24 protein-coding genes are annotated in these 24,214 nt (G+C 72.6%); 21 read left to right on the forward strand and 3 right to left on the reverse strand.

From position 1 onward, the window contains the following. The first annotated feature begins 5 nt into the window (after window positions 1-5). Both EAO77_RS26385 and EAO77_RS26390 read left to right on the forward strand, forming a co-directional pair. Window positions 6-641, forward strand: coding sequence for a vitamin K epoxide reductase family protein (locus EAO77_RS26385; RefSeq protein ID WP_187283407.1), 636 nt, complete (start codon window positions 6-8; stop codon window positions 639-641). A gap of 45 nt (window positions 642-686) precedes the next feature. Next, complete coding sequence (locus tag EAO77_RS26390; protein WP_147990757.1) at window positions 687-2,036, forward strand: replication-associated recombination protein A; 1,350 nt, start codon at window positions 687-689, stop codon at window positions 2,034-2,036. A 126-nt stretch (window positions 2,037-2,162) separates the two neighbouring features. Here the strand turns inward: EAO77_RS26390 and EAO77_RS26395 are convergent, their stop codons facing one another. Then, window positions 2,163-2,855 (reverse strand): DUF2470 domain-containing protein, encoded by a 693-nt coding sequence (locus EAO77_RS26395; protein WP_147991042.1) that lies wholly within the window; start codon window positions 2,853-2,855, stop codon window positions 2,163-2,165. A 206-nt stretch (window positions 2,856-3,061) separates the two neighbouring features. Between EAO77_RS26395 and rpsD the strand changes: the two genes are divergently transcribed. Beyond that, window positions 3,062-3,676, forward strand: coding sequence for a 30S ribosomal protein S4 (gene rpsD / locus EAO77_RS26400; protein WP_147990758.1), 615 nt, complete (start codon window positions 3,062-3,064; stop codon window positions 3,674-3,676). A gap of 83 nt (window positions 3,677-3,759) precedes the next feature. Here the strand turns inward: rpsD and EAO77_RS26405 are convergent, their stop codons facing one another. Continuing rightward, window positions 3,760-5,940 (reverse strand): ATP-binding protein, encoded by a 2,181-nt coding sequence (locus EAO77_RS26405; RefSeq protein ID WP_147990759.1) that lies wholly within the window; start codon window positions 5,938-5,940, stop codon window positions 3,760-3,762. A gap of 161 nt (window positions 5,941-6,101) precedes the next feature. On the opposite strand from EAO77_RS26405, the gene EAO77_RS26410 reads away from it, so the two are divergent. The 15 genes from EAO77_RS26410 to nusB all read left to right on the forward strand — a co-directional run bounded on the left by EAO77_RS26410 (window position 6,102) and on the right by nusB (window position 20,349). Then, window positions 6,102-6,533 carry a DUF948 domain-containing protein gene (locus tag EAO77_RS26410; RefSeq protein ID WP_147990760.1) on the forward strand — a complete coding sequence of 144 codons (432 nt, stop codon included), beginning with the start codon at window positions 6,102-6,104 and terminating at the stop codon, window positions 6,531-6,533. 6 nt (window positions 6,534-6,539) lie between these two features. Next, entirely contained in the window at window positions 6,540-6,929 is a 390-nt protein-coding gene (locus tag EAO77_RS26415) for a hypothetical protein (protein WP_147990761.1), read from the forward strand. After that, on the forward strand, window positions 6,929-9,598 hold the full coding sequence (alaS, locus tag EAO77_RS26420) for an alanine--tRNA ligase (RefSeq protein ID WP_147990762.1): 2,670 nt from the start codon (window positions 6,929-6,931) through the stop codon (window positions 9,596-9,598). The genes EAO77_RS26415 and alaS overlap by 1 nt, the downstream gene beginning before the upstream one ends. Window positions 9,599-9,698: 100 nt before the next feature. Beyond that, window positions 9,699-10,163, forward strand: a complete 465-nt coding sequence (ruvX, locus tag EAO77_RS26425; protein ID WP_147990763.1) for a Holliday junction resolvase RuvX — start codon at window positions 9,699-9,701, stop codon at window positions 10,161-10,163. A gap of 101 nt (window positions 10,164-10,264) precedes the next feature. Further along, window positions 10,265-12,163, forward strand: a complete 1,899-nt coding sequence (mltG, locus tag EAO77_RS26430) for an endolytic transglycosylase MltG (RefSeq protein WP_147990764.1) — start codon at window positions 10,265-10,267, stop codon at window positions 12,161-12,163. Further along, window positions 12,153-12,989 carry a shikimate dehydrogenase gene (locus EAO77_RS26435; RefSeq protein WP_147990765.1) on the forward strand — a complete coding sequence of 279 codons (837 nt, stop codon included), beginning with the start codon at window positions 12,153-12,155 and terminating at the stop codon, window positions 12,987-12,989. The genes mltG and EAO77_RS26435 overlap by 11 nt, the downstream gene beginning before the upstream one ends. Before the next feature lie 50 nt (window positions 12,990-13,039). Continuing rightward, window positions 13,040-13,456 (forward strand): hypothetical protein, encoded by a 417-nt coding sequence (locus EAO77_RS26440; protein ID WP_147990766.1) that lies wholly within the window; start codon window positions 13,040-13,042, stop codon window positions 13,454-13,456. A 162-nt stretch (window positions 13,457-13,618) separates the two neighbouring features. After that, the gene (aroC, locus tag EAO77_RS26445) at window positions 13,619-14,803 is read left to right on the forward strand and encodes a chorismate synthase (RefSeq protein ID WP_147990767.1); all 1,185 of its coding nucleotides are present in this window, start codon (window positions 13,619-13,621) and stop codon (window positions 14,801-14,803) included. Further along, complete coding sequence (locus EAO77_RS26450; protein WP_261994145.1) at window positions 14,800-15,357, forward strand: shikimate kinase; 558 nt, start codon at window positions 14,800-14,802, stop codon at window positions 15,355-15,357. Before aroC ends, EAO77_RS26450 begins: the two co-directional genes overlap by 4 nt. Next, the gene (aroB, locus tag EAO77_RS26455; protein WP_147990768.1) at window positions 15,354-16,448 is read left to right on the forward strand and encodes a 3-dehydroquinate synthase; all 1,095 of its coding nucleotides are present in this window, start codon (window positions 15,354-15,356) and stop codon (window positions 16,446-16,448) included. The genes EAO77_RS26450 and aroB overlap by 4 nt, the downstream gene beginning before the upstream one ends. Then, window positions 16,445-16,885 carry a type II 3-dehydroquinate dehydratase gene (gene aroQ / locus EAO77_RS26460; protein ID WP_147990769.1) on the forward strand — a complete coding sequence of 147 codons (441 nt, stop codon included), beginning with the start codon at window positions 16,445-16,447 and terminating at the stop codon, window positions 16,883-16,885. The genes aroB and aroQ overlap by 4 nt, the downstream gene beginning before the upstream one ends. Before the next feature lie 183 nt (window positions 16,886-17,068). Next, window positions 17,069-17,902 (forward strand): Pro-rich N-terminal domain-containing protein, encoded by an 834-nt coding sequence (locus EAO77_RS26465; RefSeq protein WP_147990770.1) that lies wholly within the window; start codon window positions 17,069-17,071, stop codon window positions 17,900-17,902. A 285-nt stretch (window positions 17,903-18,187) separates the two neighbouring features. Further along, complete coding sequence (locus tag EAO77_RS26470; RefSeq protein WP_147990771.1) at window positions 18,188-19,294, forward strand: aminopeptidase P family protein; 1,107 nt, start codon at window positions 18,188-18,190, stop codon at window positions 19,292-19,294. Between the two features lie 57 nt (window positions 19,295-19,351). After that, window positions 19,352-19,918 (forward strand): elongation factor P, encoded by a 567-nt coding sequence (efp, locus tag EAO77_RS26475; protein WP_147990772.1) that lies wholly within the window; start codon window positions 19,352-19,354, stop codon window positions 19,916-19,918. Between the two features lie 2 nt (window positions 19,919-19,920). Beyond that, window positions 19,921-20,349, forward strand: a complete 429-nt coding sequence (nusB, locus tag EAO77_RS26480; RefSeq protein ID WP_147990773.1) for a transcription antitermination factor NusB — start codon at window positions 19,921-19,923, stop codon at window positions 20,347-20,349. 194 nt (window positions 20,350-20,543) lie between these two features. Here nusB and bldD read toward each other — a convergent pair whose 3' ends face one another. Then, on the reverse strand, window positions 20,544-21,044 hold the full coding sequence (bldD, locus tag EAO77_RS26485; RefSeq protein ID WP_015032294.1) for a transcriptional regulator BldD: 501 nt from the start codon (window positions 21,042-21,044) through the stop codon (window positions 20,544-20,546). Between the two features lie 230 nt (window positions 21,045-21,274). Between bldD and pyrR the strand changes: the two genes are divergently transcribed. From pyrR to EAO77_RS26500, 3 genes are all read left to right on the forward strand, one after another. Next, window positions 21,275-21,853, forward strand: coding sequence for a bifunctional pyr operon transcriptional regulator/uracil phosphoribosyltransferase PyrR (pyrR, locus tag EAO77_RS26490; protein ID WP_147990774.1), 579 nt, complete (start codon window positions 21,275-21,277; stop codon window positions 21,851-21,853). An 88-nt stretch (window positions 21,854-21,941) separates the two neighbouring features. Beyond that, window positions 21,942-22,919 carry an aspartate carbamoyltransferase catalytic subunit gene (locus EAO77_RS26495; protein WP_147990775.1) on the forward strand — a complete coding sequence of 326 codons (978 nt, stop codon included), beginning with the start codon at window positions 21,942-21,944 and terminating at the stop codon, window positions 22,917-22,919. A gap of 5 nt (window positions 22,920-22,924) precedes the next feature. Beyond that, a complete protein-coding gene (locus EAO77_RS26500) occupies window positions 22,925-24,211 on the forward strand; it encodes a dihydroorotase (RefSeq protein WP_147990776.1) in 1,287 nt (428 codons plus the stop codon). Window positions 24,212-24,214: the final 3 nt, after the last annotated feature.

Raw genomic sequence — 24,214 nt, forward strand, 5'->3', positions numbered from 1 at the left:
GCGACATGACCTCTTCAGCAGCCCGCGACGTGCCCACCGGCACCCAGGACCGACCCGACGGGGGCAGGATCGGGGCGAGCCGCGCCTTCGCGTGGATGCTGGTGGTCACCGGGGCGGCCGGGCTGCTGGCCGCGTGGGTGATCACGATCGACAAGTTCAAGCTGCTGGAGGATCCGGGCTTCACCCCGGGGTGCAGTCTGAACCCGGTCGTCTCGTGCGGGAACATCATGAAGAGCGAGCAGGCCGAGGTCTTCGGGTTCCCCAACCCGATGCTGGGCCTGGTCACCTACTCGATGGTGATCGCGATCGGTGTCGCGCTGCTGGCCGGCGCCCGCTGGGCCCGCTGGTACTGGCTCGGGCTGAACGCGGGCTGCCTCTTCGGCGTCGGCTTCTGCACCTGGCTGATGCAGCAGTCGCTCTACGAGATCAACGCCCTGTGCCTGTGGTGCTGCCTCGCCTGGGCGGGCACGATCGTCATGTTCTGGTACGTCACCTCCCACAACGTGCGCCGGGGCGTGCTGCCCGCGCCGGCCGGCCTGCGCACCTTCTTCGGCGAGTTCACCTGGGTCCTGCCCGTCCTGCACATCGGCGTGATCGGGATGCTGGTCCTGACCCGCTGGTGGGACTTCTGGACCTCCTGACCCGGCCGCACGGGGCTGTCGGTCCCCTGGCATAGGCTTCACAGCGTGGAACCCGACCTGTTCACCGCCGCTGCCGAAGAGCGCCAGGAGACCGACCCGACCAGCAGCCCCCTGGCCGTGCGGATGCGCCCGCGCACCCTGGACGAGGTCGTCGGGCAGCAGCATCTGCTGAAGCCGGGCTCACCCCTGCGCCGCCTCGTCGGCGACGGGGCGAACGGCCGCGCCGGTGCCTCATCGGTGATCCTCTGGGGCCCGCCGGGCACCGGAAAGACGACCCTCGCGTACGTCGTCTCCAAGGCCACGGACAAGCGGTTCGTGGAGCTCTCCGCGATCACCGCGGGCGTCAAGGAGGTCAGGGCGGTCATCGAGGGCGCCCGCCGGGCCGCCGGCGGTTACGGCAGGGAGACCGTGCTCTTCCTGGACGAGATCCACCGCTTCTCCAAGGCCCAGCAGGACTCCCTGCTGCCCGCCGTGGAGAACCGCTGGGTCACCCTGATCGCGGCCACCACGGAGAACCCGTACTTCTCGATCATCTCCCCGCTGCTCTCGCGGTCGCTGCTGCTGACCCTGGAACCGCTCACCGACGACGACATCGCCGCCCTGCTGGAGCGCGCCCTCACCGAGGAGCGGGGCCTCGACGGCGCGGTCGTGCTCGCCCCCGAGGCCCGGGACCATCTGCTGCGCATCGCCGGCGGCGACGCACGCCGGGCGCTGACCGCTCTGGAGGCGGCCGCGGGAGCGGCCATCGACAAGGGGGAGGAGGAGATCTCCCTGGCGACGGTCGAGGAGACCGTCGACCGTGCGGCGGTGAAGTACGACCGGGACGGCGACCAGCACTACGACGTCGCCAGCGCGCTCATCAAGTCCATCCGGGGTTCCGACGTGGACGCGGCACTGCACTACCTGGCACGGATGATCGAGGCGGGGGAGGACCCGCGGTTCATCGCCCGCCGTCTGATGATCTCCGCGAGCGAGGACATCGGCCTGGCGGACCCGACGGCGCTGCCCACGGCCGTGGCGGCCGCCCAGGCGGTGGCCATGATCGGGTTCCCCGAGGCCGCGCTGACGCTGAGCCACGCCACGATCGCCCTCGCGCTGGCCCCGAAGTCCAACGCGGCGACGCTCGCCATCGCCGCCGCCCAGCAGGACGTCCGCAACGGCATGGCCGGTCCCGTGCCGGCCCATCTGCGCGACGGCCACTACAAGGGCGCCGCCAAGCTGGGCCATGCGCAGGGCTACGTCTATCCGCACGACGTCCCGGGCGGCATCGCGGCACAGCAGTACGCACCGGACGCGGTGCGCGGCCGCCGCTACTACGAGCCGACCCGCTACGGCGCGGAGGCCCGCTACGCGGACGTGGTGGAGAAGGTGCGCGAACGGCTGCGGGGCGACTGAGGCCCTTCAGCGGGCCTCGCGCGGGGTGACCGGCCCGTGGGCCGCGCTCGGGTCGCGCCGTGGTTCGGCTGCGGGCCCGGTGGTCGCGGCACCCGGGCTCACCTTGTGCCGCGCGCCCCCGGCGCGCTACCCCGCCGCCGCGAACAGCGTGTGCATCGCCCGCCGCAGCTCCGTGACGTCGTGTACCGGCGCCGGGAAGTCGAACCGCGCGTCGAAGGCCGGCTCCCCGGTGAACCGCACCCGCAGCCCGAACCGGTCCAGCGCCAGCGGCACCGCCCGCCTGCCCCGGCCGCCGGTGTCCGCCGCCCGCTCGCCGAGCAGGGCGCACAGCCCCTGCACCTGGTCGTCGTGGGCGGCGGCGAGGTGCTGGAGCAGCTCGGCCTCGTGGGCCACCAGCGGGTCCACGGCCGCCGCGGCGAAGTCCTCGGGGTCGACGCCGCCGGTGCCCCAGAGGTCGTCGACGCTCGCCTCGCCGACCTCCAGTCGCAGCATCATGGCCCCGGGTTCCGAGGCGAGCCCCGGGGCGCAGGTCAGCCAGCCGGAGACCCAGGCGCGGCCGCGGATACGGTGGGGGACGGAGACCGGTGCGACGTCGGTGATCTCCAGCACGGCCGGCAGCTCGTCGTGGACCGCGTGGGTGGCGGCGCGCACGGCGGGGGAGTCGGCGGAGAAGAGCAGGTACACCTCGCCGTCCGGACCGACCGCCCGGGCCTGCGGCGCGAGCTGCTCCGGTCGGGCCGCCTCCACTCCGTGAACGAGCAGCACCGCTGAGCATGTACTCTGTACGAGAGTTCGTGTGCGTTCGGCTGCTGACGGCATCCGAGTGATTTCAAGCCCGCTGGGACGCGGCTGACCATGAGCTGATCGGACCTCCGTCACCTCGACGCCGGACGTCATCGCGACGTCCGACGATGCGTCGGCGTTCTTCGTGCTGTCCGTGATGCGCTTGGTGTTCCCAGGGCGAGACATGCGATCTCCTTGAGTAAGGTAAGCCTAACCTAACCTACTACGGAGGTCTGGAGAACGTGCCTAACCAGTCGCGTCCCAAGGTCAAGAAGTCCCGTGCGCTCGGTATCGCCCTGACGCCGAAGGCCGTCAAGTACTTCGAGGCTCGCCCCTACCCGCCGGGTGAGCACGGCCGTGGCCGCAAGCAGAACTCGGACTACAAGGTCCGTCTGCTCGAGAAGCAGCGCCTGCGTGCGCAGTACGACATCAGCGAGCGCCAGATGGCCCGCGCCTACGACCGCGCCAAGAAGGCCGAGGGCAAGACCGGCGACGCGCTCGTCGTCGAGCTCGAGCGCCGTCTCGACGCCCTGGTCCTGCGTTCGGGCATCGCCCGCACCATCTACCAGGCCCGTCAGATGGTCGTCCACGGCCACATCGAGGTCAACGGCGGCAAGGTCGACAAGCCGTCCTTCCGCGTCCGTCCCGACGACGTCGTGATGGTCCGCGAGCGCTCCCGCGAGAAGGCCCTCTTCCAGGTGGCCCGCGAGGGTGGCTTCGCCGCCGACGGCGAGACCCCGCGCTACCTCCAGGTCAACCTGAAGGCCCTGGCCTTCCGCCTGGACCGCGACCCGCAGCGCAAGGAAGTCCCGGTCATCTGCGACGAGCAGCTCGTCGTCGAGTACTACGCCCGCTGATCCGGCCGGACACCTCCCGGTGAGAGCCGGGAGGCCCGCCGCCCAGGCGTGCCGTGTCCGGCGGGAGACCGCCGGACACCGCCTCAGCCCGCCGCTTCCCCACCCTTCCCGGTGGGGAGGCCGGCGGGCTCTCGCGTGTCCGGGGGCGGTCCCGTGCGCTGCCGGGCCCGGAAGACGCGCACCCGCTCGGGAGCCGTGAGCGCCCGCCGCACCGCCGCGTCCAGCGGCAGGGCCCGGCCGGTCCGCACGCACTCCTCGTACCGGCGCGCCCCCAGCTGTTCCAGGGTCCGCCGGGCGCACAGCTCCCGCGGGGCCCCGAAGTGGACCGAGCCGAAGACCGCGACCCCCACCGAGTCCCAGACGGGCGCCGCCGCGCCCTGGAGCACCGCGGCCTCCGCCGGTTCGCCCTCGGACGCGGTCACCAGGGCCAGCAGCTCGATCGCGAGGACCAGTCCGACCAGATCGTTGAACCGGTGGTCGACGGTGATGCACTCGGTGAGCAGCGCCCGGGCGCGAACGTGCTCACCGGCCGTCCAGGCCGCGTAGGCCAGGACGTACAGCGCGTATGCGCGGGTCCACTGCTCCCCGAACGTCTCGCACACCTCCCGCACGTCCTCGCACACCGCGACGGCCTCCGCCAGCCGGTCCTGGAAGACCAGGGTCATGGCCAGCTCCACCCGCCCCATCAGCACGTTGCTGTTGAGCTCTCCCACGCGGTCGTAGTCCCCGAGCGCCCGGCGCAGCAGCCGCTCCGCACGCGGCATGTCGTCGGACAGCAGGGCGAGGCAGCCCTTGCGATGGGTCGCGTACGCGCCGGCCAGCACGTTCCCGCCGGCCGCGGCGCCCTCGCCGCACTCGTGCAGCGCGGCGGCCGCCGCCGCGTCGTCGCCCTGGAGCACGGCCACGTACCCGAGCACCCACAGCGCCTTGAGCCGGGCGTCCGCGTACGGCGTCTCCTCCGCGAGGACCCGGTCGAGCCAGTGCCGTCCCTCGGCGAGCCGTCCGCACCCGGCCCAGTAGAACCAGAGGGTGCCGGCCAGATGCTGCCCGAGGTGCGCCTCGTGCGGACGCTCCAGACACACCTCGACGGCCGCCCGCAGATTCGGCAGGGCGTCGTCCGCGCAGGCCGCGACGTCCGCCTGCCGGGGACCGAACCACTCCAGCTCGCACCAGGTGGCCAGCCCCATGTACCAGTCGCGGTGCCGGCTGCGCAGCCGCTCGGTGTCGCCGAGCGAGGCGAGCCACTCGGCGCCGTAGGCGCGCACCGTGTCGAGCATCCGGTAGCGGGCGCCGCCCGCGCCCTGCGTGCGGGTGACCACGGACTGGGCGATCAGCTCGCCGAGCACGTCCAGCACCGTGCCGGCCGGCAGATCCGGTCCGCTGCAGACGTACTCGACGGCCTCCAGGTCGAAGGAGCCCGCGAAGACCGACAGCCGTGCCCACAGCAGCCGTTCGGCCGGGGAGCACAGCTCATGGCTCCAGCCGACGGCCGTGCGCAGCGTCCGGTGCCGCGGCAGCGCGCCCCGCACGCCGCCGGTCAGCAGCCCGAACCGGTCGTCCGTCCGGTCCAGCAGCTGCTCCAGCGAGAGCGCGGGGAGCCTGCCGGCGGCCAGCTCCAGCGCGAGCGGGACCCCGTCGAGGCGCCGGCACAGCTCCCGCACCCGTGCCGGGTCCCCCTCCGCGGGCCGCCAGGCGCTCGCGGTGCCGGCCGCCCGGACGGTGAACAGCCGTGCGGCGTCCTCCTCGGACATCGGCCCCAGCGGCAGCACCGTCTCGCCGTCCAGCCTCAGCGGCCTGCGGCCCGCCGCCAGCACCGTGACGCCCGGCGCGTTGCGCAGGACGTCACGGAGCAGGGGGGCGCACGTGTCGACCAGATGCTCGAACCCGTCGACGACGAGGAGCAGCCGGGCCGGGCCCAGGTGTTCCAGCAGCACCTCACGGGCGGGCCGGCCGGTGTGGTCCGTCACGCCGATCGCCTGCACCAGGGCGTGTGCCACGAGCCGGGGGTCCCGCAGCAGCGACAGCTCGGCCAGCCGCACGCCGTCGCCGTACCGATTCTTCAGCGCCGCCGCGGCACGCAGCGCCAGGCGGGTCTTGCCGATACCGCCCGGGCCGGCGACCGTGACCAGCCGCGAGGCATCCAGCGCGCGTGCCGCSGCGGCCAGTTCGTCGGTCCGGCCGACGAAGGCGTTCAGCTCGGCGGGCAGGCCGCACGGGGCCGGTGGAGCGGGGCGGTGGGGTTCACCGGGGCCGGGGTAGCGCATAGCGCACGCAGCGTACCGAGACGTGTGCGCTGCGTACAACCGTCCCGTCGTCCGGGCCGCCCGGCGGCCCGGCAATCCGGTACGGTGCGCCACCCCGGGCGCGATAGGGTCGGGGGCGCGGACAATTCAGTGCCGGACGACGACTCAGGGAGCGGTGCGCAGTGACCGGTGGAGAGGTTGCCGGGATCCTGGTGGCCGTCTTCTGGGCGATCCTGGTGTCCTTCCTCGCCGTGGTGCTGGTGAGGCTGGCGCAGACGCTCAGGGCGACCACCCGGCTCGTGGCGGACGTGACCGAACAGGCCGTCCCGCTGCTGGCCGAGGCGTCGAGCGCGGTCCGCTCCGCGCAGACCCAGCTCGACCGCGTCGACGCGATCGCCAGCGACGTCCAGGAGGTCACCTCCAACGCCTCCGCGCTCTCCACCACCGTGGCCTCGACGTTCGGCGGCCCCCTCGTCAAGGTCGCGGCCTTCGGCTACGGCGTGCGCCGGGCGCTGGGCCGCAAGGGCGAGGACGCACCGCCCGAGGACACCCGTCGCACCGTGATCGTCGGCCGGACCGTACCGGGCGCACGGCGCAAGAAGCGGAAAGGCTGACGCTCCATGTTCCGCCGTACCTTCTGGTTCACCGCGGGCGTGGGCGCCGGCGTGTGGGCCACCACCAAGGTCAACCGCAAGCTGAAGCAGCTCACCCCCGAGAGCCTCGCCGCGCAGGCGGCCGACAAGGCGATCGACGCGGGGCACCGCCTCAAGGGCATCGCCGTCGACATCCGCGCGCAGATGGCGCAGCGCGAGGCCGAACTCGGCGAGGCCCTCGGGCTGAACGCCCGCTCCGGGCTGCCTCCGGCCACCCGCCGTCCGGCCGTCGGACCCGGCCGGCCCGCCCCCGTGACGCGCCTGCACGCCACGGACGACGACCCCCGCCGCACCACCGAGAACACCACCGAGGACCCGGGCACCGGGACCTCGTACAACCGGAATGAGGACCACTGATGGAGTCGGCTGAAATCCGCCGCCGCTGGCTGAGCTTCTTCGAGGAGCGCGGCCACACCGTCGTCCCTTCGGCGTCGCTCATCGCGGACGACCCGACTCTGCTGCTGGTCCCCGCGGGCATGGTCCCCTTCAAGCCCTACTTCCTCGGCGAGGTCAAGCCGCCCGCACCGCGCGTCACCAGCGTGCAGAAGTGCGTGCGCACCCCCGACATCGAAGAGGTCGGCAAGACCACCCGCCACGGCACGTTCTTCCAGATGTGCGGCAACTTCTCCTTCGGCGACTACTTCAAGGAAGGCGCCATCAAGCTCGCCTGGGAGCTGCTCACCAGCCCCCAGGACAAGGGCGGTTACGGTCTGGAGCCCGAGAAGCTCTGGATCACCGTCTACCTCGACGACGACGAGGCCGAGCAGATCTGGCGCGACGTGATCGGCGTCCCGGCCGAGCGCATCCAGCGCCTCGGCAAGAAGGACAACTTCTGGTCGATGGGCGTCCCCGGCCCCTGCGGACCGTGCTCCGAGATCAACTACGACCGCGGTCCGGAGTTCGGCGAGGAGGGCGGCCCGGCCGTCAACGACGAGCGCTACGTGGAGATCTGGAACCTGGTCTTCATGCAGTACGAGCGCGGCGCCGGCGACGGCAAGGAGGACTTCCCGATCCTCGGCGACCTGCCGAGCAAGAACATCGACACCGGTCTCGGCCTGGAACGCCTCGCGATGATCCTGCAGGGCGTGCAGAACATGTACGAGACCGACACCCTGCGCGTCGTCATGGACAAGGCCACCGAGCTGACCGGCGTCCGCTACGGCGCCGAGCCCGGCTCCGACGTCTCGCTGCGCGTGGTCGCCGACCACATCCGCACCTCCACCATGCTCATCGGCGACGGCGTCACCCCCGGCAACGAGGGCCGCGGCTACGTCCTGCGCCGCATCATGCGCCGCGCCATCCGCAACATGCGCCTGATGGGCGCCACGGGCCCGGTCGTCAAGGACCTCGTCGGCGTCGTGATCGACACCATGGGCCGGCAGTACCCGGAGCTGGTCACCGACCGCGGCCGCATCGAGACCGTCGCCGTGGCCGAGGAGTCCGCCTTCCTCAAGGCCATCAAGGGCGGCACCAACATCCTCGACACCGCCGTCACCGAGACCAAGGCCGCGGGCGGCACGGTGCTCGCCGGCGACAAGGCGTTCCTGCTCCACGACACCTGGGGCTTCCCGATCGACCTCACCCTGGAGATGGCCGCCGAGCAGGGCCTGTCCGTGGACGAGGACGGCTTCCGCCGCCTGATGAAGGAGCAGCGGGACCGGGCCAAGGCCGACGCCAAGGCCAAGAAGACCGGCCACGCGGACCTCTCCGCCTACCGCGAGGTCGCCGACAACTCGGGCACCACCGAGTTCACCGGCTACTCGTCCCTCGAGGGCGAGTCCACCGTCGTCGGCCTGCTCGTCGACGGTGTCTCCTCCCCGGCCGCGTCCGAGGGCGACGAGGTCGAGGTCGTCCTCGACCGCACCCCGTTCTACGCCGAGGGCGGCGGCCAGCTGGCCGACCAGGGCCGCATCCGGCTGGACTCCGGCGCGGTCATCGAGGTCCGCGACGTGCAGCAGCCGGTCCCCGGCGTCAGCGTCCACAAGGGTGTCGTCCAGGTCGGCGAGGTCACCGTCGGCGCCGCGGCCCACGCCGCCATCGACGTGCGCCGCCGCCGGGCCATCGCCCGCGCCCACAGCGCCACCCACCTGACCCACCAGGCCCTGCGCGACGCCCTCGGCCCGACGGCCGCCCAGGCCGGCTCGGAGAACTCCCCGGGCCGCTTCCGGTTCGACTTCGGGTCGCCGAACGCCGTCCCCGGTACGGTCCTCACCGACGTCGAGCAGAAGATCAACGAGGTCCTCTCGCGTGAACTCGACGTCCACGCCGAGGTCATGAGCATCGACGAGGCCAAGAAGCAGGGCGCCATCGCCGAGTTCGGCGAGAAGTACGGCGAGCGGGTGCGCGTCGTGACCATCGGCGACTTCTCCAAGGAGCTGTGCGGCGGCACCCACGTCGGCAACACCTCGCAGCTCGGCCTGGTGAAGCTGCTCGGCGAGTCCTCCATCGGCTCCGGCGTGCGCCGTGTCGAGGCCCTCGTCGGCGTCGACGCGTACAACTTCCTCGCCAAGGAGCACACGGTCGTGGCCCAGCTCCAGGAGCTGGTGAAGGGCCGCTCCGAGGAGCTCCCGGAGAAGATCGCCGCCATGCTCGGCAAGCTGAAGGACGCCGAGAAGGAGATCGAGAAGTTCCGCGCCGAGAAGGTGCTGGGTGCGGCCGCCGGCCTCGCCGAGGGCGCCAGGGACGTCCGCGGTGTGGCCCTGGTGACCGGCACGGTCCCCGACGGCACCTCCGCCGACGACCTGCGCAAGCTGGTGCTCGACGTCCGCGGCCGCATCCCGGGCGACCGTCCGGCCGTCGTGGCCGTCTTCACCACGGCGAACGGCCGCCCGCTGACGGTCATCGCCACCAACGAGGCCGCCCGTGAGCGCGGGCTGAAGGCGGGCGACCTGGTCCGCACCGCGGCCAAGACCCTCGGCGGCGGCGGAGGCGGCAAGCCGGACGTCGCCCAGGGCGGCGGCCAGAACCCGGACGCCATCGGCGACGCGATCGCCGCCGTCGAGCGCCTTGTCGCCGAGACCGCGTGAGCACGGCCGCCGACCCGCGGCGCGTCCGGACGCGCGCACGGAACCTCCGTGCGCGCGTCCGGACGGCCCGGGCCGCGGCGGGGAACGGGAAGTGAGCGCCATGCGCAGAGGGCGACGGCTGGCCGTCGACGTCGGGGACGCCCGGATCGGGGTGGCCTCGTGCGACCCCGACGGGCTGCTCGCCACACCCGTGGAGACCGTCCCGGGCCGCGACGTCCCGGCCGCCCACCGGCGGTTGCGGCAGCTGGTCGAGGAGTACGAGCCCATCGAGGTCGTGGTCGGGCTGCCCCGCTCGCTCAGCGGTACGGAGGGGCCGGCCGCCAGGAAGGTCCGCAGCTTCGCCCGAACACTGGCCCAGGGCATCAAGCCGGTGCCGGTGCGTCTGGTCGACGAGCGGATGACGACGGTGACGGCCACTCAGGGACTGCGTGCGTCGGGCGTGAAGGCGAAGAAGGGCCGGTCCGTCGTCGACCAGGCCGCCGCCGTGGTGATCCTGCAGAACGCCCTGGAGTCCGAACGGGTGTCGGGCCGGCCCCCGGGCGAGGGCGTCGAAACGATTGTCTGATCGCGATACGGTAACGTTCCGCGCAATGCGGCCGTGTTCGAACAGCTGCCGCACAGAGAAGAGGCGGATCGTCTTCGCCGTCTCGCGGCCCTAGGGGATCGATGACTGAGTATGGCCGGGGCCCCGGCTCCGAACCGTGGCATCCCGAGGACCCGTTGTACGGGGACCAGGGATGGGGAGGCCGGCAGTCCACCGAAGGTCACGCTCCGTACACCGGTGAGTCCCAGCAGTATCCGCAGGGGCAGCACCAGCAGTACGGCCCGCACGACCCCCAGCAGGGCGGTCACCCGCAGCAGTACGGCTCCCAGGACCCGTACGCGCAGCAGCAGCAGTACGGCGGCCAGGACCCGTACGGGCAGCAGCAGTACGGCGGGCAGCAGTACGGCACCCAGGGCGGCGGCGAGTACGGCGGTCAGGGCCGGTACGGCGCTCAGCCGTACGACCAGCAGCACCAGCAGCACCAGCAGCACCAGCAGCACCAGCAGGGCGGCGCGCAGTACGACCAGCAGCAGTACGGCAACCAGGGGTACGACCCCGCCTGGGACACCGGTCAGCAGGCGGCGATGCCCTACGGCACCGACCAGACCGGCGGCTACGGAGCCCACCCCCCGGGCTACGGCAGCCGGCAGGAGGCCGACTACTACGCCACGCCCGAGGCGTACCCCCCGCCCGAGCCCCCCGGCCGCCGGGGCCGGCAGCAGCCCGAACCGGAACCCGCCGTCGACTGGGACCGGGAGGCCGAGCAGGAGGAGGACCACCCGTTCTTCACGGGTGAGGACACCGGCCCCGGCCGTCGCGGCGAGAGCCGGGCACGCGGCCGTGAGCAGGCACGGCGCGGTGACGGCGGCCACGACGGCGACGGTGGCGACGACGGCGACGACGACGGGTACGACGACGAGCCCCGCTCCGGCGGCGGCCGCGGAGCCGGTAAACGGAAGGGCCGCAACGGCCTGGCGTGCCTGGTGGTCGCCGCGGTCCTGGTCGGCGGATTCGGCGGCATCGGCTACTTCGGCTACCAGTTCTGGCAGGACCGCGGGAAGGTCGAGGACTTCGCCGGAGCGGGCACCGGCCAGGTGTCGGTCGAGATCCCCAAGGGCGCGACCGGCTCCATGATCGGCCAGATCCTCAAGCGCGAAGGTGTCGTCAAGAGCGTGGACGCCTTCGTCCAGGCGCAGAACGACAACCCCAAGGGCCGCTCCATCCAGGACGGCAGCTACCTCCTGAAGAAGGAGATGTCGGCGAAGAGCGCGGTGGAGCTGATGCTCAGCGACGCCAGCCGCAACAACCTCATCATCGCCGAGGGCCGCCGCAACGCGACGATCTACGCCGACATCGACAAGCGTCTCGGCCTGGAGGCCGGTACCACCGCCGACGTCGCCGAGAAGAACGCGGACTCGCTCGGACTGCCCGAATGGGCGAAGGGCCATGCCGATGTGAAGGACCCGCTGGAGGGCTTCCTCTTCCCGGCCGCCTATCCCGTCGCCAAGGGCACCAAGCCCGAGGCCGTCCTGAAGAAGATGGTCGCCAGGGCGAACAGCGAGTACGAGAAGGCGGGCCTCGAGGACAAGGCCGAGGGGCTCGGTCTGGAGAGCCCCTGGGAACTGCTGACGCTCGCCAGCCTCGTCCAGGTCGAGGGCAAGACGCACGACGACTTCCGCAAGATGTCCGAGGTCGTCTACAACCGTCTCAAGCCGACCAACACCGAGACCAACCAGCTGCTCCAGTTCGACTCGGCCTTCAACTACCTCAAGGGCGAGAGCAACATCGACATCTCCGAGGCGGAGATCAACAAGAACCAGGACCCGTACAACACGTACACCCAGCGGGGCCTGACGCCCGGGCCCATCAGCAACCCGGGCAACGACGCCATCGCCGCGGCGCTCAATCCGACGGACGACGGCTGGATGTACTTCGTCGCCACGGACGGCATGAAGGTGACGGAGTTCGCCAAGACCCATGCCGAGTTCCTGAAGCTGAAGGACAAGTTCAATGCCAGTTAGGCCCGGGGCGCGACGGGCCGCCGTGCTCGGCTCGCCCGTCGCCCACTCGCTCTCCCCGGTGCTCCACAACGCCGCCTACGCCGCCATGGGCCTGGAAGGCCGGACCTACGAGCGGTTCGACGTCGACGAGGCGGCGCTGCCCGGCTTCGTCGCCTCCCTCGACGAGACCTGGGCGGGCCTGTCGCTGACGATGCCGCTCAAGCGCGCCGTCATCCCGCTGCTCGACGAGATCAGCGAGACCGCCGCCGCGGTGGAGGCGGTCAACACCCTGGTCTTCACCGAGGACGGGCGCAGGACCGGCGACAACACCGACATCCCGGGGATGATCGCCGCTCTGCACGAGCGGGGCGTGGAGAAGGTGGAATCCGCCGCCGTGCTCGGCGCCGGGGCCACCGCGTCCTCCGCGCTGGCCGCACTGTCGCGCCTGTGCACCGGTCCGGTCACCGCCTACGTCCGCAGCGCGGCCCGGGCGGCCGAGATGCGCGGCTGGGGCGAGCGGCTCGGTGTCGACGTGACGGTCGCGGACTGGGCGGACGCCGCCGAGGCGCTGTCCGCACCCCTGGTGGTGGCCACCACGCCGGCGGGCACGACCGACGCCCTGGCGGCCGCGGCGCCCTCGCGGCCCGGCACCCTGTTCGACGTCCTGTACGAGCCGTGGCCCACGCGCCTGGCGTCGGCGTGGGCGGAACGCGGCGGTGCCGTCGTCGGCGGTCTGGATCTGCTGGTCCACCAGGCGGTGCTCCAGTGCGAGCAGATGACGGGCATCTCGCCGGTGCCGGCCGAGGCCATGCGCACCGCCGGTGAACAGGCCCTGCGGGCCCGCTAGTATCTGCCCGTTCAATCAGGGGCACGACAAAAGCGCAGGGGGATCCGGCCATGGAAACCGGTCAGCCGCAGGCATCCGTACTGAAGAACATCTTCGAGGGAGTCGTCTCCTTCCTCCCCGACTGGCTGCAGATCCCGATCCTCTGCCTGATCGTCCTGCTCGTGCTCCTCGGCTGGATCTCCTCGATCCGCGGGAAGCTCGCCCGGCGCCGGGCGGCCCGGTCGCCGCAGCCCGTGGCAGCCCCGCCGGCCGGCGGGAGCGGCGGCGCGGCCTTCCTCGGCCCGTACGCGCCCCCCGCCCAGCAGCCCTCCGGGCCCAGCGGGGCTGACTTCCTCGGCCCCTACGCGCCCGCCGCGCAGCAGCCCGCCCAGCCTCCGGCAGCGCCCGCCGCGCAGCAGCAGGGCGGCGCGGCCTTCCTCGGGTCCTACGCCCCGCCGGCGCGCCCCGACGGGAACGACGGGTCCTGAGCCCCCCGGCCCACGTCCGCCTGATGGGACGGTGGCCGGGCGGCGGGCCGGGACGTGGGAGGATCGGGGGAGGCGGGCCTGGGCCGCGCGCCCCCAGTTCACCACTGGGCGGTGCCCCGGGCCGGGCCGTCGCAGTACGAGGCGCGAGCATGAGGAGCACCGTTGAGCAGGTTGCGTTGGCTGACCGCGGGCGAGTCGCACGGACCCGCACTGGTGGCGACGCTGGAGGGTCTTCCCGCCGGTGTCCCCGTCACCACCGACATGGTGGCGGACCACCTCGCCAGGCGGCGTCTCGGTTATGGGCGCGGTGCCCGTATGAAGTTCGAGCGCGACGAGGTCACCTTCCTCGGCGGCGTACGCCACGGTCTGACCATGGGCTCCCCGGTGGCCGTGATGGTGGGCAACACCGAATGGCCCAAGTGGGAGAAGGTCATGGCGGCCGACCCCGTCGACCCCGACGAGCTCGCGCAGCTGGCCCGCAACGCCCCGCTCACCCGCCCGCGCCCCGGCCACGCCGACCTCGCGGGCATGCAGAAGTACGCGCTCGACGAGGCCCGCCCCGTGCTGGAGCGGGCGAGCGCCCGCGAGACGGCCGCCCGGGTGGCGCTCGGCGCGGTCGCCCGCTCGTACCTGAAGGAGACGGCGGGGATCGAGATCGTCTCCCACGTCGTCGAACTCGCCTCCGCCAAGGCGCCGTACGGCGTCGTCCCCGTGCCCGCCGACGAGGAGCGCCTCGACGCCGACCCCGTCCGCTGCCTGGACGCCGACGCGAGCAAGGCGATGGTGGCCGAGATCGACCAGGCCCACAAGGACGGGGACACCCTCGGCGGCGTCGTCGAGGTGCTCGCCTACGGCGTGCCCGTCGGCCTCGGCTCCCACGTCCACTGGGACCGCAGGCTCGACGCCCGGCTCGCCGCCGCGCTCATGGGCATCCAGGCCATCAAGGGCGTCGAGGTCGGTGACGGCTTCGACCTCGCCCGGGTGCCCGGCTCGAAGGCCCACGACGAGATCGTCCCCACCGACGAGGGCATCCGCCGCACCTCCGGCCGCTCCGGCGGCACCGAGGGCGGCATGTCCACCGGTGAGCTGCTGCGCGTGCGCGCCGCGATGAAGCCGATCGCGACCGTGCCGCGCGCGCTGCGGACCGTCGACGTCGAGACCGGCGAGCCCGCCGCCGCCCACCACCAGCGGTCCGACGTGTGCGCCGTGCCCGCCGCCGGCATCGTGGCCGAGGCCATGGTGGCGCTCGTCCTCGCGGACGCGGTGGCCGAGAAGTTCGGCGGCGACAGCGTCGCCGAGACCCGGCGCAACGTCCGCTCGTTCCTCGACAACCTCCAGATCCGGTGAGCGCCCCCCTGATCGTCCTCGTCGGCCCCATGGGGTCCGGCAAGTCCACCGTCGGCGAACTGCTCGCCGCGCGGCTGGACGTGGCGTTCCGGGACACCGACGCCGACATCGTCGCCGCCGAGGGCCGTGAGATCTCCGACATCTTCGTCGACGAGGGCGAGGAGCACTTCCGCGCGCTGGAGCGCGCCGCGGTCGCCGCCGCGCTCTCCGCGCACACCGGGGTCCTCGCCCTCGGCGGCGGCTCGGTGCTCGACGACGGAACCCGCGAGCTGCTCGGCGGCCTGCCGGTCGTCTACCTCTCCATGGAGGCCGAGGAGGCCGCCCGCCGGGTCGGGCTCAACCAGGCCAGACCGCTGCTCGCCGTCAACCCGCGCCGCCAGTGGCGCGAGCTGATGGACGCCCGGCGCCACCTCTACACGGAGGTCGCCCGCGCCGTCGTCCCCACCGACGACCGCACCCCCGCCGAGGTGGCCGACGCCGTCCTCGACGCACTGGAGCTGAAGACCGCAACGCCGGGGGAGACGACCCCGGACCCCCGCCAGGAGAAGCAGTGACGGACCAGGCAGTGACCCGCATCCAGGTCGGCGGCACGGCCGGCACCGACCCCTACGAGGTGCTGATCGGCCGGCAGCTGCTCGGCGAACTGCCGGGCCTCATCGGCACGCAGGCCCAGCGGGTGGCCGTGATCCACCCCGAGGCGCTGGCCGGGACCGGAGAGGCGCTGCGCGCCGATCTCGCGGAACAGGGCTACGAGGCCGTGGCCATCCAGGTGCCCAATGCCGAGGAGGCGAAGACCGCCGAGGTCGCCGCCTACTGCTGGAAGGCGCTCGGCCAGACCGGCTTCACCCGGACCGACGTCATCGTCGGCGTCGGGGGCGGTGCCACCACCGACCTCGCCGGTTTCGTGGCCGCCAGCTGGCTGCGCGGGGTGCGGTGGATCGCCGTCCCGACCACCGTGCTCGCCATGGTGGACGCCGCCGTCGGCGGCAAGACCGGCATCAACACCGCCGAGGGCAAGAACCTCGTGGGCGCCTTCCACCCGCCGGCCGGAGTCATCTGCGACCTGGCGGCCCTCGACTCGCTGCCGGTCAACGACTACGTCAGCGGCATGGCCGAGATCATCAAGGCCGGCTTCATCGCCGACCCGGCGATCCTCGACCTCGTCGAGTCCGACCCGCAGGGCGCCCGCACCCCGGCCGGACCGCACACCGCCGAGCTGATCGAGCGCTCGATCCGGGTGAAGGCCGACGTCGTCTCCAGCGACCTCAAGGAATCCGGCCTGCGGGAGATCCTCAACTACGGGCACACGCTCGCCCACGCCATCGAGAAGAACGAGCGCTACAAGTGGCGGCACGGCGCCGCCGTCTCCGTCGGCATGGTCTTCGCCGCCGAGCTGGGCCGCCTCGCGGGCCGGCTCGACGACGCCACCGCCGACCGGCACCGCAGCGTCCTGGAGTCCGTCGGGCTGCCGCTCACCTACCGCGGCGACCAGTGGCCCAAGCTGCTGGAGACCATGAAGGTGGACAAGAAGTCCCGCGGCAGCGTGCTGCGCTTCATCGTGCTCGACGGGCTCGGCAAGCCGACCGTGCTGGAGGGCCCCGACCCGGCCGTGCTGCTCGCCGCGTTCGGAGAGGTCTCCGCGTGAGCCGCCGTGTCCTGGTGCTCAACGGGCCGAACCTCGGCCGGCTCGGATCCCGTGAGCCCGACGTGTACGGCGCGACGTCCTACGCGGGTCTGGTCGAGGCGTGCGGGACGCTCGGCAGGGAACTCGGCCTCGACGTCGAGGTGCGCGAGACCAACGACGAGGGGGAGATGATCCGCTGGCTCCACGAGGCCGCGGACCATGCGATTCCGGTCGTTCTCAACCCGGGTGCCTTCACGCACTACTCGTACGGGATGCGCGACGCGGCGGCCCAGCGGACGGCGCCCCTCGTCGAGGTGCACATCTCCAACCCGTACACCCGCGAGACGTTCCGCCACACCTCCGTCGTCGCCGCGGTCGCCAGCGGCACGGTGGCCGGCTTCGGCATCGGCTCCTACCGGCTGGCGCTGCGCGCGCTGGTGGAGGAACTCGACGCCTGAGCCCGCCCCGCCTCCCGCGCGAACGGGCTTGCCCGGCAGGGCACTTCGGGCCGCCACCGGCCGTTGTCGCGACAGCGGCCGGAGGCGGTCGCACATCCGAACGGTCGCGAAAGGGTAACGTTCGGAGGCGGGGGGCCGACGGCCGCCCATCAGCGTCAGTCGTACGAGACGGAGTTGCACCGGATGCAGCACGCAGTGGGGGCTCCGCTGCCACCGCCCCACGGACCGGGGCAGGGACCGGCCGCATGGACACCCAGCGCTCACCACCCCGGGCCGGTGCCCGGCCCGCCCGCCGGGCCTCCGCCACCCCCGCAGGGGCCGCCGGCGCCCGGCGGCTGGAGCGGCCCCGCGCCCCGGCACCCGTCGGGGCCACCGCAGCGCGAGACGACGGGGCACGTGCAGCTGCCCCCGGGGGAGCCCGTGCCCATACCCGCGCCGCCCCCGTCCGACGGCACCGGCGCGGCCATGCTCGCCGTGCTGCTGATCGGCCCGGCCGGGGCGGGGAAGACGACGGTCGCCCGCCACTGGGCGAGGCGCCGCCGTGTGCCCACCGCGCACATCAGCCTCGACGACGTCCGCGAGTGGGTCTGCTCGGGATTCGCCGACCCCCAGGACGGCTGGAACGACCACTCCGAGGCGCAGTACCGCCTGGCGCGCCGCACCTGCGGCTTCGCCGCCCGCAACTTCCTGGCCAACGGGATCTCCTGCATCCTCGACGACGCGGTCTTCCCCGACCGGCCCGTGGTCGGCCTCGGGGGCTGGAAGCGCCACGTCGGCCCGGGTCTGCTGCCCGTGGTGCTCCTCCCGGGGCTGGAGATCGTCCTGGAACGCAACGCGGAGCGCTCCGGCAACCGCCGCCTCTCCGACGAGGAGGTCGCGGGGATCCACGGCCGGATGGCGGGCTGGTACGGCTCGGGCCTGCCGATCATCGACAACTCCACGTACGACGTCGAGACGACCGCCCGCGTCCTCGACGAGGTCCTCGCCCGCGCGATCGCCAGCCCTCCGACCTGGTAGGCCCTCGGGCGGGCGGCGTGTCCGCGGGCGCCCGCCCCGGGGTGCGGCGAAGACCGTCCGGCGTGCGGGGACACCGCGCGCAGCGGGGTGCGGTGACGGGTGGCGGGCGGTGGGCCGACGAGCGGGGGTCCCGTTCGGCTGTCCGCGGGCACGGCCTGCGGCCGCGTCCCCGATCGCCGGGCGGGCCGGGATCTGGCACCGGTCCGCCCCGTACTCCTCCGCCGGACGGCCCCCGCACGGGCCCGCCGCCGGGCCGAGTGCGCGTGGGGCTCGTACGCTCGGAGAATGTCCGAGGTGTATGGCGTCCGGCGCGGCCGGCTGCGTGATCGGTGCGCGGCGGCCGGGAGCGCGGCGGTCCTGGTGTCCCGGCCCGCCAATGTCCGCTATCTCGCCGGGGCCGCCCCGCCCGGCGCGGTCCTCCTGCTCGGCAGCCGGGAGGACGTGCTGCTGTGCCCCCGCGGCCCCGCGGGCGATCCGGCGGGCGGACGGCCGGACGACGGGCTCCGGCTCGTCGTGCTGCCGGCCGGCACGGCCGACCCCGTCGTCGCCGCGGCCGAGCTGGCCCGGGGCACGGGCACCCAGGCGCTCGCCGTCGAGGAGCACCATCTGACCGTGGCGCGCCACCGGGCCGTCGGCTCGGTCGCCCCGCAGGTGCGGATCACCGATCTCGGCCTCGCCGTGGAGCAGCAGCGCATCGTCAAGGACGACGACGAGATCGCCTCCCTGCGCATCGCCGCCGAGATCACCGACCAGGCGCTCGGCGAGCTGCTGGAGTCGATCCTGGTCGGCCGGACCGAGCGGCATCTCGCCCTGGAGCTGGAGCGCCGTCTCGTGGACCACGGCGCCGACGGCCCCGCGTTCCCCACCTCGGTCGCCACCGGGCCCAACAGCGGGCTCCAGGGTCACCGGCCCTCCGATCGCCGGGTCGAGGAGGGCGATTTCCTCTCGGTCTCGCTCGGCGCCAACTACCGCGGCTACCGCTGCGAGATCGGCCGCACCTTCGTCATCGGCACCTCGCCCGCGGACTGGCAGATCGAGCTCTACGAGCTCGTCTTCGCCGCTCAGCGCGCCGGACGCGAGGCCCTGCTGCCCGGTACCGCGTACCGCGACGTGGACCACGCGGCCCGGCAGGTCCTGGACGCCGCGGGGCACGGCGAGCACCTCGCGCCCCGCACCGGGCACGGTGTCGGGCTGGAAATCGGTGAGGACCCGCAGCTGGCCCCTGCGGCCATGGGTAAACTGGACGCTTGCGTGCCGGTCACCGTCGAACCGGGGGTCCACCTCCCGGGACGGGGCGGGGTCCGGATCGATGACACGCTCGTCGTGCGCCAGGAGGCGGACGGCGGACCCGAGCTACTCACCATCACGACCAAGGAGCTGCTCGCGCTGTAGCGCGTCCCCGCGGCCACTTCGTCGTCCACCAGCGTCAGTCCAGGAGATTCCGCAACCGTGGCTTCCACGAACGACCTCAAGAACGGCATGGTGCTCAAGCTCGACGGAGGCCAGCTCTGGTCCGTCGTCGAGTTCCAGCACGTCAAGCCCGGCAAGGGCCCGGCCTTCGTGCGCACCAAGCTCAAGAACGTCCTCTCCGGCAAGGTCGTCGACAAGACCTTCAACGCCGGCGTGAAGGTCGAGACGGCCACCGTCGACCGCCGCGACATGCAGTTCTCGTACATGGACGGCGAGTACTTCGTCTTCATGGACATGCAGACGTACGACCAGCTGATGGTCGACCGCAAGCAGGTCGGGGACGCCGCGAACTTCCTCATCGAGGGCTTCACCGCCAGCGTCGCGCAGCACGAGGGCGAGGTGCTCTACGTCGAGCTCCCGGCCGCCGTCGAGCTGGTCATCGAGCACACCGAGCCCGGTGTCCAGGGCGACCGCTCCACCGGTGGCTCCAAGCCCGCCCGCCTGGAGACCGGCTACGAGATCCAGGTGCCGCTCTTCATCACCACCGGCGAGAAGATCAAGGTCGACACCCGCTCGGGCGACTACCTCGGCCGGGTGAACAGCTAACCGTGGCTGCCCGTAACAAGGCCCGCAAGCGCGCCTTCCAGATCCTCTTCGAGGCAGACCAGCGCGGGGCGTCCGTGCAGAGCGTCCTCGCGGACTGGGTACGGCACGCGCGGTCGGACGACCGCCAGCCGCCGGTCGCCGAGTACACGATGGACCTCGTCGAGGGGTACGCGGGGCACGCGGACCGCATCGACGAGCTGATCGCCACGTACGCGGTCGGCTGGACGCTCGACCGCATGCCGGTCGTCGACCGCAACATCCTCCGCCTCGGCGCGTACGAGCTGGTGTGGGTGGACGAGACGCCGGACGCCGTGGTGATCGACGAGGCGGTGCAGCTCGCCAAGGAGTTCTCCACCGACGAGTCGCCGTCCTTCGTGAACGGCCTGCTGGGCCGTTTCAAGGACCTCAAGCCGAGCCTCCGCCGCGACTGACCCCGCGGCCGGCCGGACGGCTTCCACCGGGCCCGGGGCGGGAGGACGACCAGTCCTCCCGCCCCGGGCCCGGTGCGTCGTGCGCCCCCGCGGATGCACCCGCACCGGGCCCGGACGCGCCCGAGGGCGGGACCGGTCCGGACCGGTCCCGCCCTCGGGCGTGACGTTTTTTCAGAAGGCGCGCGCGGGGTGGTTCAGTTCTCCTCGTGCGCGACCGCGCGGCGCGCGTCCGCGTCCAGGACGCCCCAGCTGATCAGCTGCTCGGTCAGCACCGAGGGGGACTGGTCGTAGATCACGGCCAGGGTGCGCAGGTCGTCCTGGCGGATCGAGAGCACCTTGCCGTTGTAGTCGCCGCGCTGCGACTGGATCGTGGCCGCGTACCGCTGGAGCGGGCCCGCCTTCTCCTGCGGGACGTGCGCCAGGCGCTCGAGGTCGAGGACGAGCTTCGGCGGCGGCTCGGCGGCCCCGCCCGGTGTCGTGCCCGGAAGCAGCTCCTGCACCGGGACGCCGTAGAAGTCCGCCAGCTCGGCGAGGCGCTGCACGGTCACGGCACGGTCGCCGCGCTCGTACGAACCGACCACGACGGCCTTCCAGCGGCCCTGGGACTTCTCTTCCACGCCGTGGAGGGAAAGCCCCTGCTGGGTGCGGATGGCGCGGAGCTTGGCCCCGAGCTGCTTTGCGTATTCGCTGGACATATAGCTCCCCGGACGCTGTGACAACGTGCGGCTCCGCCGCGCGACTGGTAACTCACTGTGAGGTTACGCAGCGTGACTTGGCTGAGTCAAGCCGAATGGTCCGGACCGGTTCCGGCCACGGACCGGCGTACCCGGATCAGTACACCCATCAAGCCCTGGTAACGTGGACGGCGCAATTCCGACGTCCTTTAAGAGCCGTCCCGTGAGGCGGAGAAGGAGGTCCGTTTCGTATGGACGCACAGCACAGCCCCGACGTCGCCCGGCCCGTCCTGGAGGCCCCGGACATCGCGCGGGCACTGACCCGCATCGCCCACGAGATCGTCGAACGCGCCAAGGGCGCCGACGACGTGGTGCTCCTCGGCATCCCGACCCGCGGGGTGCACCTCGCCCACCGCCTCGCCGACAAGCTCGAAGGCATCACCGGCCAGAAGATGGCGGTCGGCTCGCTCGACACCACCATGTACCGGGACGACCTGCGCCTGAAGCCCGCGCGGACGCTGGCCCGCACCGAGATCCCCGCCGACGGCATCGACGGCCGCCTCGTCGTCCTCGTCGACGACGTGCTCTTCTCCGGGCGCACCATCCGCGCCGCCCTGGACGCCCTCGGCGACATCGGCCGGCCGCGCGCCGTGCAGCTCGCCGTCCTGGTCGACCGGGGCCACCGCGAGCTGCCCATCCGCGCCGACTACGTCGGCAAGAACATCCCCACGTCGCTCCGCGAGACGGTCCGGGTCCAGCTGGCCGAGGAGGACGGTCGCGACACCGTGCTGCTCGGGCTGAAGGAGACCGCTCCGGCCGGCGAGCAGTAGCGCCTCCGTACCACCACCCCGCGTACGGCGAGCGCTCCCGCGCGCCCGCATGCCTGTCTGACTCCACAGATCTGGAGAGAACCCCCCGATGATGCGCCACCTCATCTCGGCCGCCGACCTCACCCGCGACGAAGCAGTCCGCATCCTCGACACCGCCGAGGAGATGGCCCGGGTCGCCGACCGGCCGATCAAGAAGCTTCCGGCCCTGCGCGGCCGCACCGTGTGCAACCTCTTCTTCGAGGACTCGACCCGCACCCGGATCTCCTTCGAGGCCGCGGAGAAGCGCCTGTCCGCGGACGTCATCAACTTCGCCGCCAAGGGCTCCAGCGTCTCCAAGGGGGAGTCGCTCAAGGACACCGCGCAGACCCTGGAGGCCATGGGCGTCGACGCCGTCGTCATCCGGCACAGCGCCTCCGGCGCGCCCTACCGGCTCGCGACCTCCGGCTGGATCGACGCCCCCGTCATCAACGCAGGCGACGGCACCCACCAGCACCCCACCCAGGCGCTGCTGGACGCCTTCACCATGCGCCGCCGCCTCGTCGGCCGCGACGCCGGGATCGGGCAGGACCTCGCCGGCCGCCGGATCACCATCGTCGGCGACGTGCTGCACAGCCGGGTCGCCCGCTCCAACGTCGACCTGCTGCACACCCTCGGCGCCGAGGTCACCCTCGTCGCGCCGCCCACCCTGGTGCCCGTCGGCGTCGGGAGCTGGCCCTGCGAGGTCTCCTACGACCTGGACTCCACGCTCACCAAGTCCGACGCGGTCATGATGCTCCGCGTCCAGCGCGAGCGGATGAACGCGGCGTTCTTCCCCACCGAGCGCGAGTACTCCCGCCGCTACGGCCTGGACGGCGACCGCATGGCCAAGATGCCCGGGCACGCCATCGTGATGCACCCCGGACCCATGGTCCGCGGCATGGAGATCACCGCGGAGGTCGCCGACTCCGACCGGTGCACCGTCATCGAGCAGGTGGCCAACGGCGTCTCCATCCGCATGGCCGTCCTCTACCTGCTGCTCGGCGGCAACGAATCCGACGCACCCAACCCCCGTACCGAGGAGAAGTAAGAACCATGAGCAAGATCCTTATCCGCGGTGCGAAGGTGCTGGGCGGCGAGGCGCAGGACGTGCTGATCGACGGCACCACCGTCGCCGCCGTCGGCACCGGACTGTCCGACGAGGGCGCCCAGGTGATCGAGGCGCAGGGCCGGATCCTCCTGCCGGGCCTGGTCGACCTCCACACCCACCTGCGCGAGCCGGGTCGCGAGGACTCCGAGACGGTGCTCACCGGCACCCGCGCCGCCGCGAGCGGCGGCTACACCGCCGTGTTCGCCATGGCCAACACCTTCCCCGTCGCCGACACCGCGGGCGTCGTCGAGCAGGTCTACCGGCTCGGCAAGGAGTCCGGCTACTGCGACGTGCAGCCCATCGGCGCCGTCACCGTGGGCCTGGAGGGCAAGAAGCTCGCCGAGCTCGGCGCCATGCACGACTCGGCCGCCGGCGTCACCGTCTTCTCCGACGATGGCAAGTGCGTCGACGACGCGGTCATCATGCGCCGCGCCCTGGAGTACGTGAAGGCCTTCGGCGGCGTCGTCGCCCAGCACGCCCAGGAGCCGCGCCTCACCGAGGGCGCCCAGATGAACGAGGGCGTCGTCTCGGCCGAACTCGGACTCGGCGGCTGGCCCGCCGTCGCCGAGGAGTCGGTCATCGCCCGCGACGTCCTCCTCGCCGAGCACGTCGGCTCGCGGGTGCACATCTGCCACCTGTCCACCGCCGGCTCCGTCGAGATCGTCCGCTGGGCCAAGTCCCGCGGCATCGACGTCACCGCCGAGGTCACCCCGCACCACCTCCTCCTCACCGACGAGCTGGTCCGCAGCTACAACCCCGTCTACAAGGTCAACCCGCCGCTGCGCACCGAGCGCGACGTGCTGGCCCTGCGCGAGGCGCTCGCCGACGGCACCATCGACATCGTCGCCACCGACCACGCCCCGCACCCGCACGAGGACAAGGACTGCGAGTGGGCGGCGGCCGCCATGGGCATGGTCGGCCTGGAGACCGCGCTCTCCGTCGTCCAGCAGACGATGGTCGAGACCGGGCTGCTCGACTGGGCCCAGGTGGCGGACCGGATGTCCTTCGCCCCCGCGCGCATCGGACGGGCCCAGGGACACGGACGCCCCGTCTCGGCTGGTGAGCCCGCGAACCTCACGCTGGTCGATCCGGCATACCGTGGTGTGGTGGACCCCGCGGGCTTCGCCTCCCGCAGCCGCAACACCCCGTACGAGGGCCGCGAGCTGCCGGGACGCGTCACCCACACCTTCCTGCGGGGCCGGGCGACGGTCGTGGACGGGAAGCTGGCGTGACAC

This window comes from Streptomyces sp. T39 (genome assembly GCF_008042045.1).
Taxonomy (GTDB): Bacteria; Actinomycetota; Actinomycetes; order Streptomycetales; family Streptomycetaceae; genus Streptomyces.

Bases quoted from the DNA above. Each gene is read 5' to 3' on its own strand.
- EAO77_RS26385 (WP_187283407.1), top strand. From the start codon at position 6: ATGACCTCTTCAGCAGCCCGCGACGTGCCCACCGGCACCCAGGACCGA.
- EAO77_RS26395 (WP_147991042.1), bottom strand. From the start codon at position 2,855: ATGCCGTCAGCAGCCGAACGCACACGAACTCTCGTACAGAGTACATGC.
- EAO77_RS26415 (WP_147990761.1), top strand. From the start codon at position 6,540: ATGTTCCGCCGTACCTTCTGGTTCACCGCGGGCGTGGGCGCCGGCGTG.
- alaS (WP_147990762.1), top strand. From the start codon at position 6,929: ATGGAGTCGGCTGAAATCCGCCGCCGCTGGCTGAGCTTCTTCGAGGAG.
- ruvX (WP_147990763.1), top strand. From the start codon at position 9,699: ATGCGCAGAGGGCGACGGCTGGCCGTCGACGTCGGGGACGCCCGGATC.
- mltG (WP_147990764.1), top strand. From the start codon at position 10,265: ATGACTGAGTATGGCCGGGGCCCCGGCTCCGAACCGTGGCATCCCGAG.
- EAO77_RS26435 (WP_147990765.1), top strand. From the start codon at position 12,153: ATGCCAGTTAGGCCCGGGGCGCGACGGGCCGCCGTGCTCGGCTCGCCC.
- EAO77_RS26440 (WP_147990766.1), top strand. From the start codon at position 13,040: ATGGAAACCGGTCAGCCGCAGGCATCCGTACTGAAGAACATCTTCGAG.
- EAO77_RS26465 (WP_147990770.1), top strand. From the start codon at position 17,069: ATGCAGCACGCAGTGGGGGCTCCGCTGCCACCGCCCCACGGACCGGGG.
- EAO77_RS26470 (WP_147990771.1), top strand. From the start codon at position 18,188: ATGTCCGAGGTGTATGGCGTCCGGCGCGGCCGGCTGCGTGATCGGTGC.
- bldD (WP_015032294.1), bottom strand. From the start codon at position 21,044: ATGTCCAGCGAATACGCAAAGCAGCTCGGGGCCAAGCTCCGCGCCATC.
- pyrR (WP_147990774.1), top strand. From the start codon at position 21,275: ATGGACGCACAGCACAGCCCCGACGTCGCCCGGCCCGTCCTGGAGGCC.
- EAO77_RS26495 (WP_147990775.1), top strand. From the start codon at position 21,942: ATGATGCGCCACCTCATCTCGGCCGCCGACCTCACCCGCGACGAAGCA.
- EAO77_RS26500 (WP_147990776.1), top strand. From the start codon at position 22,925: ATGAGCAAGATCCTTATCCGCGGTGCGAAGGTGCTGGGCGGCGAGGCG.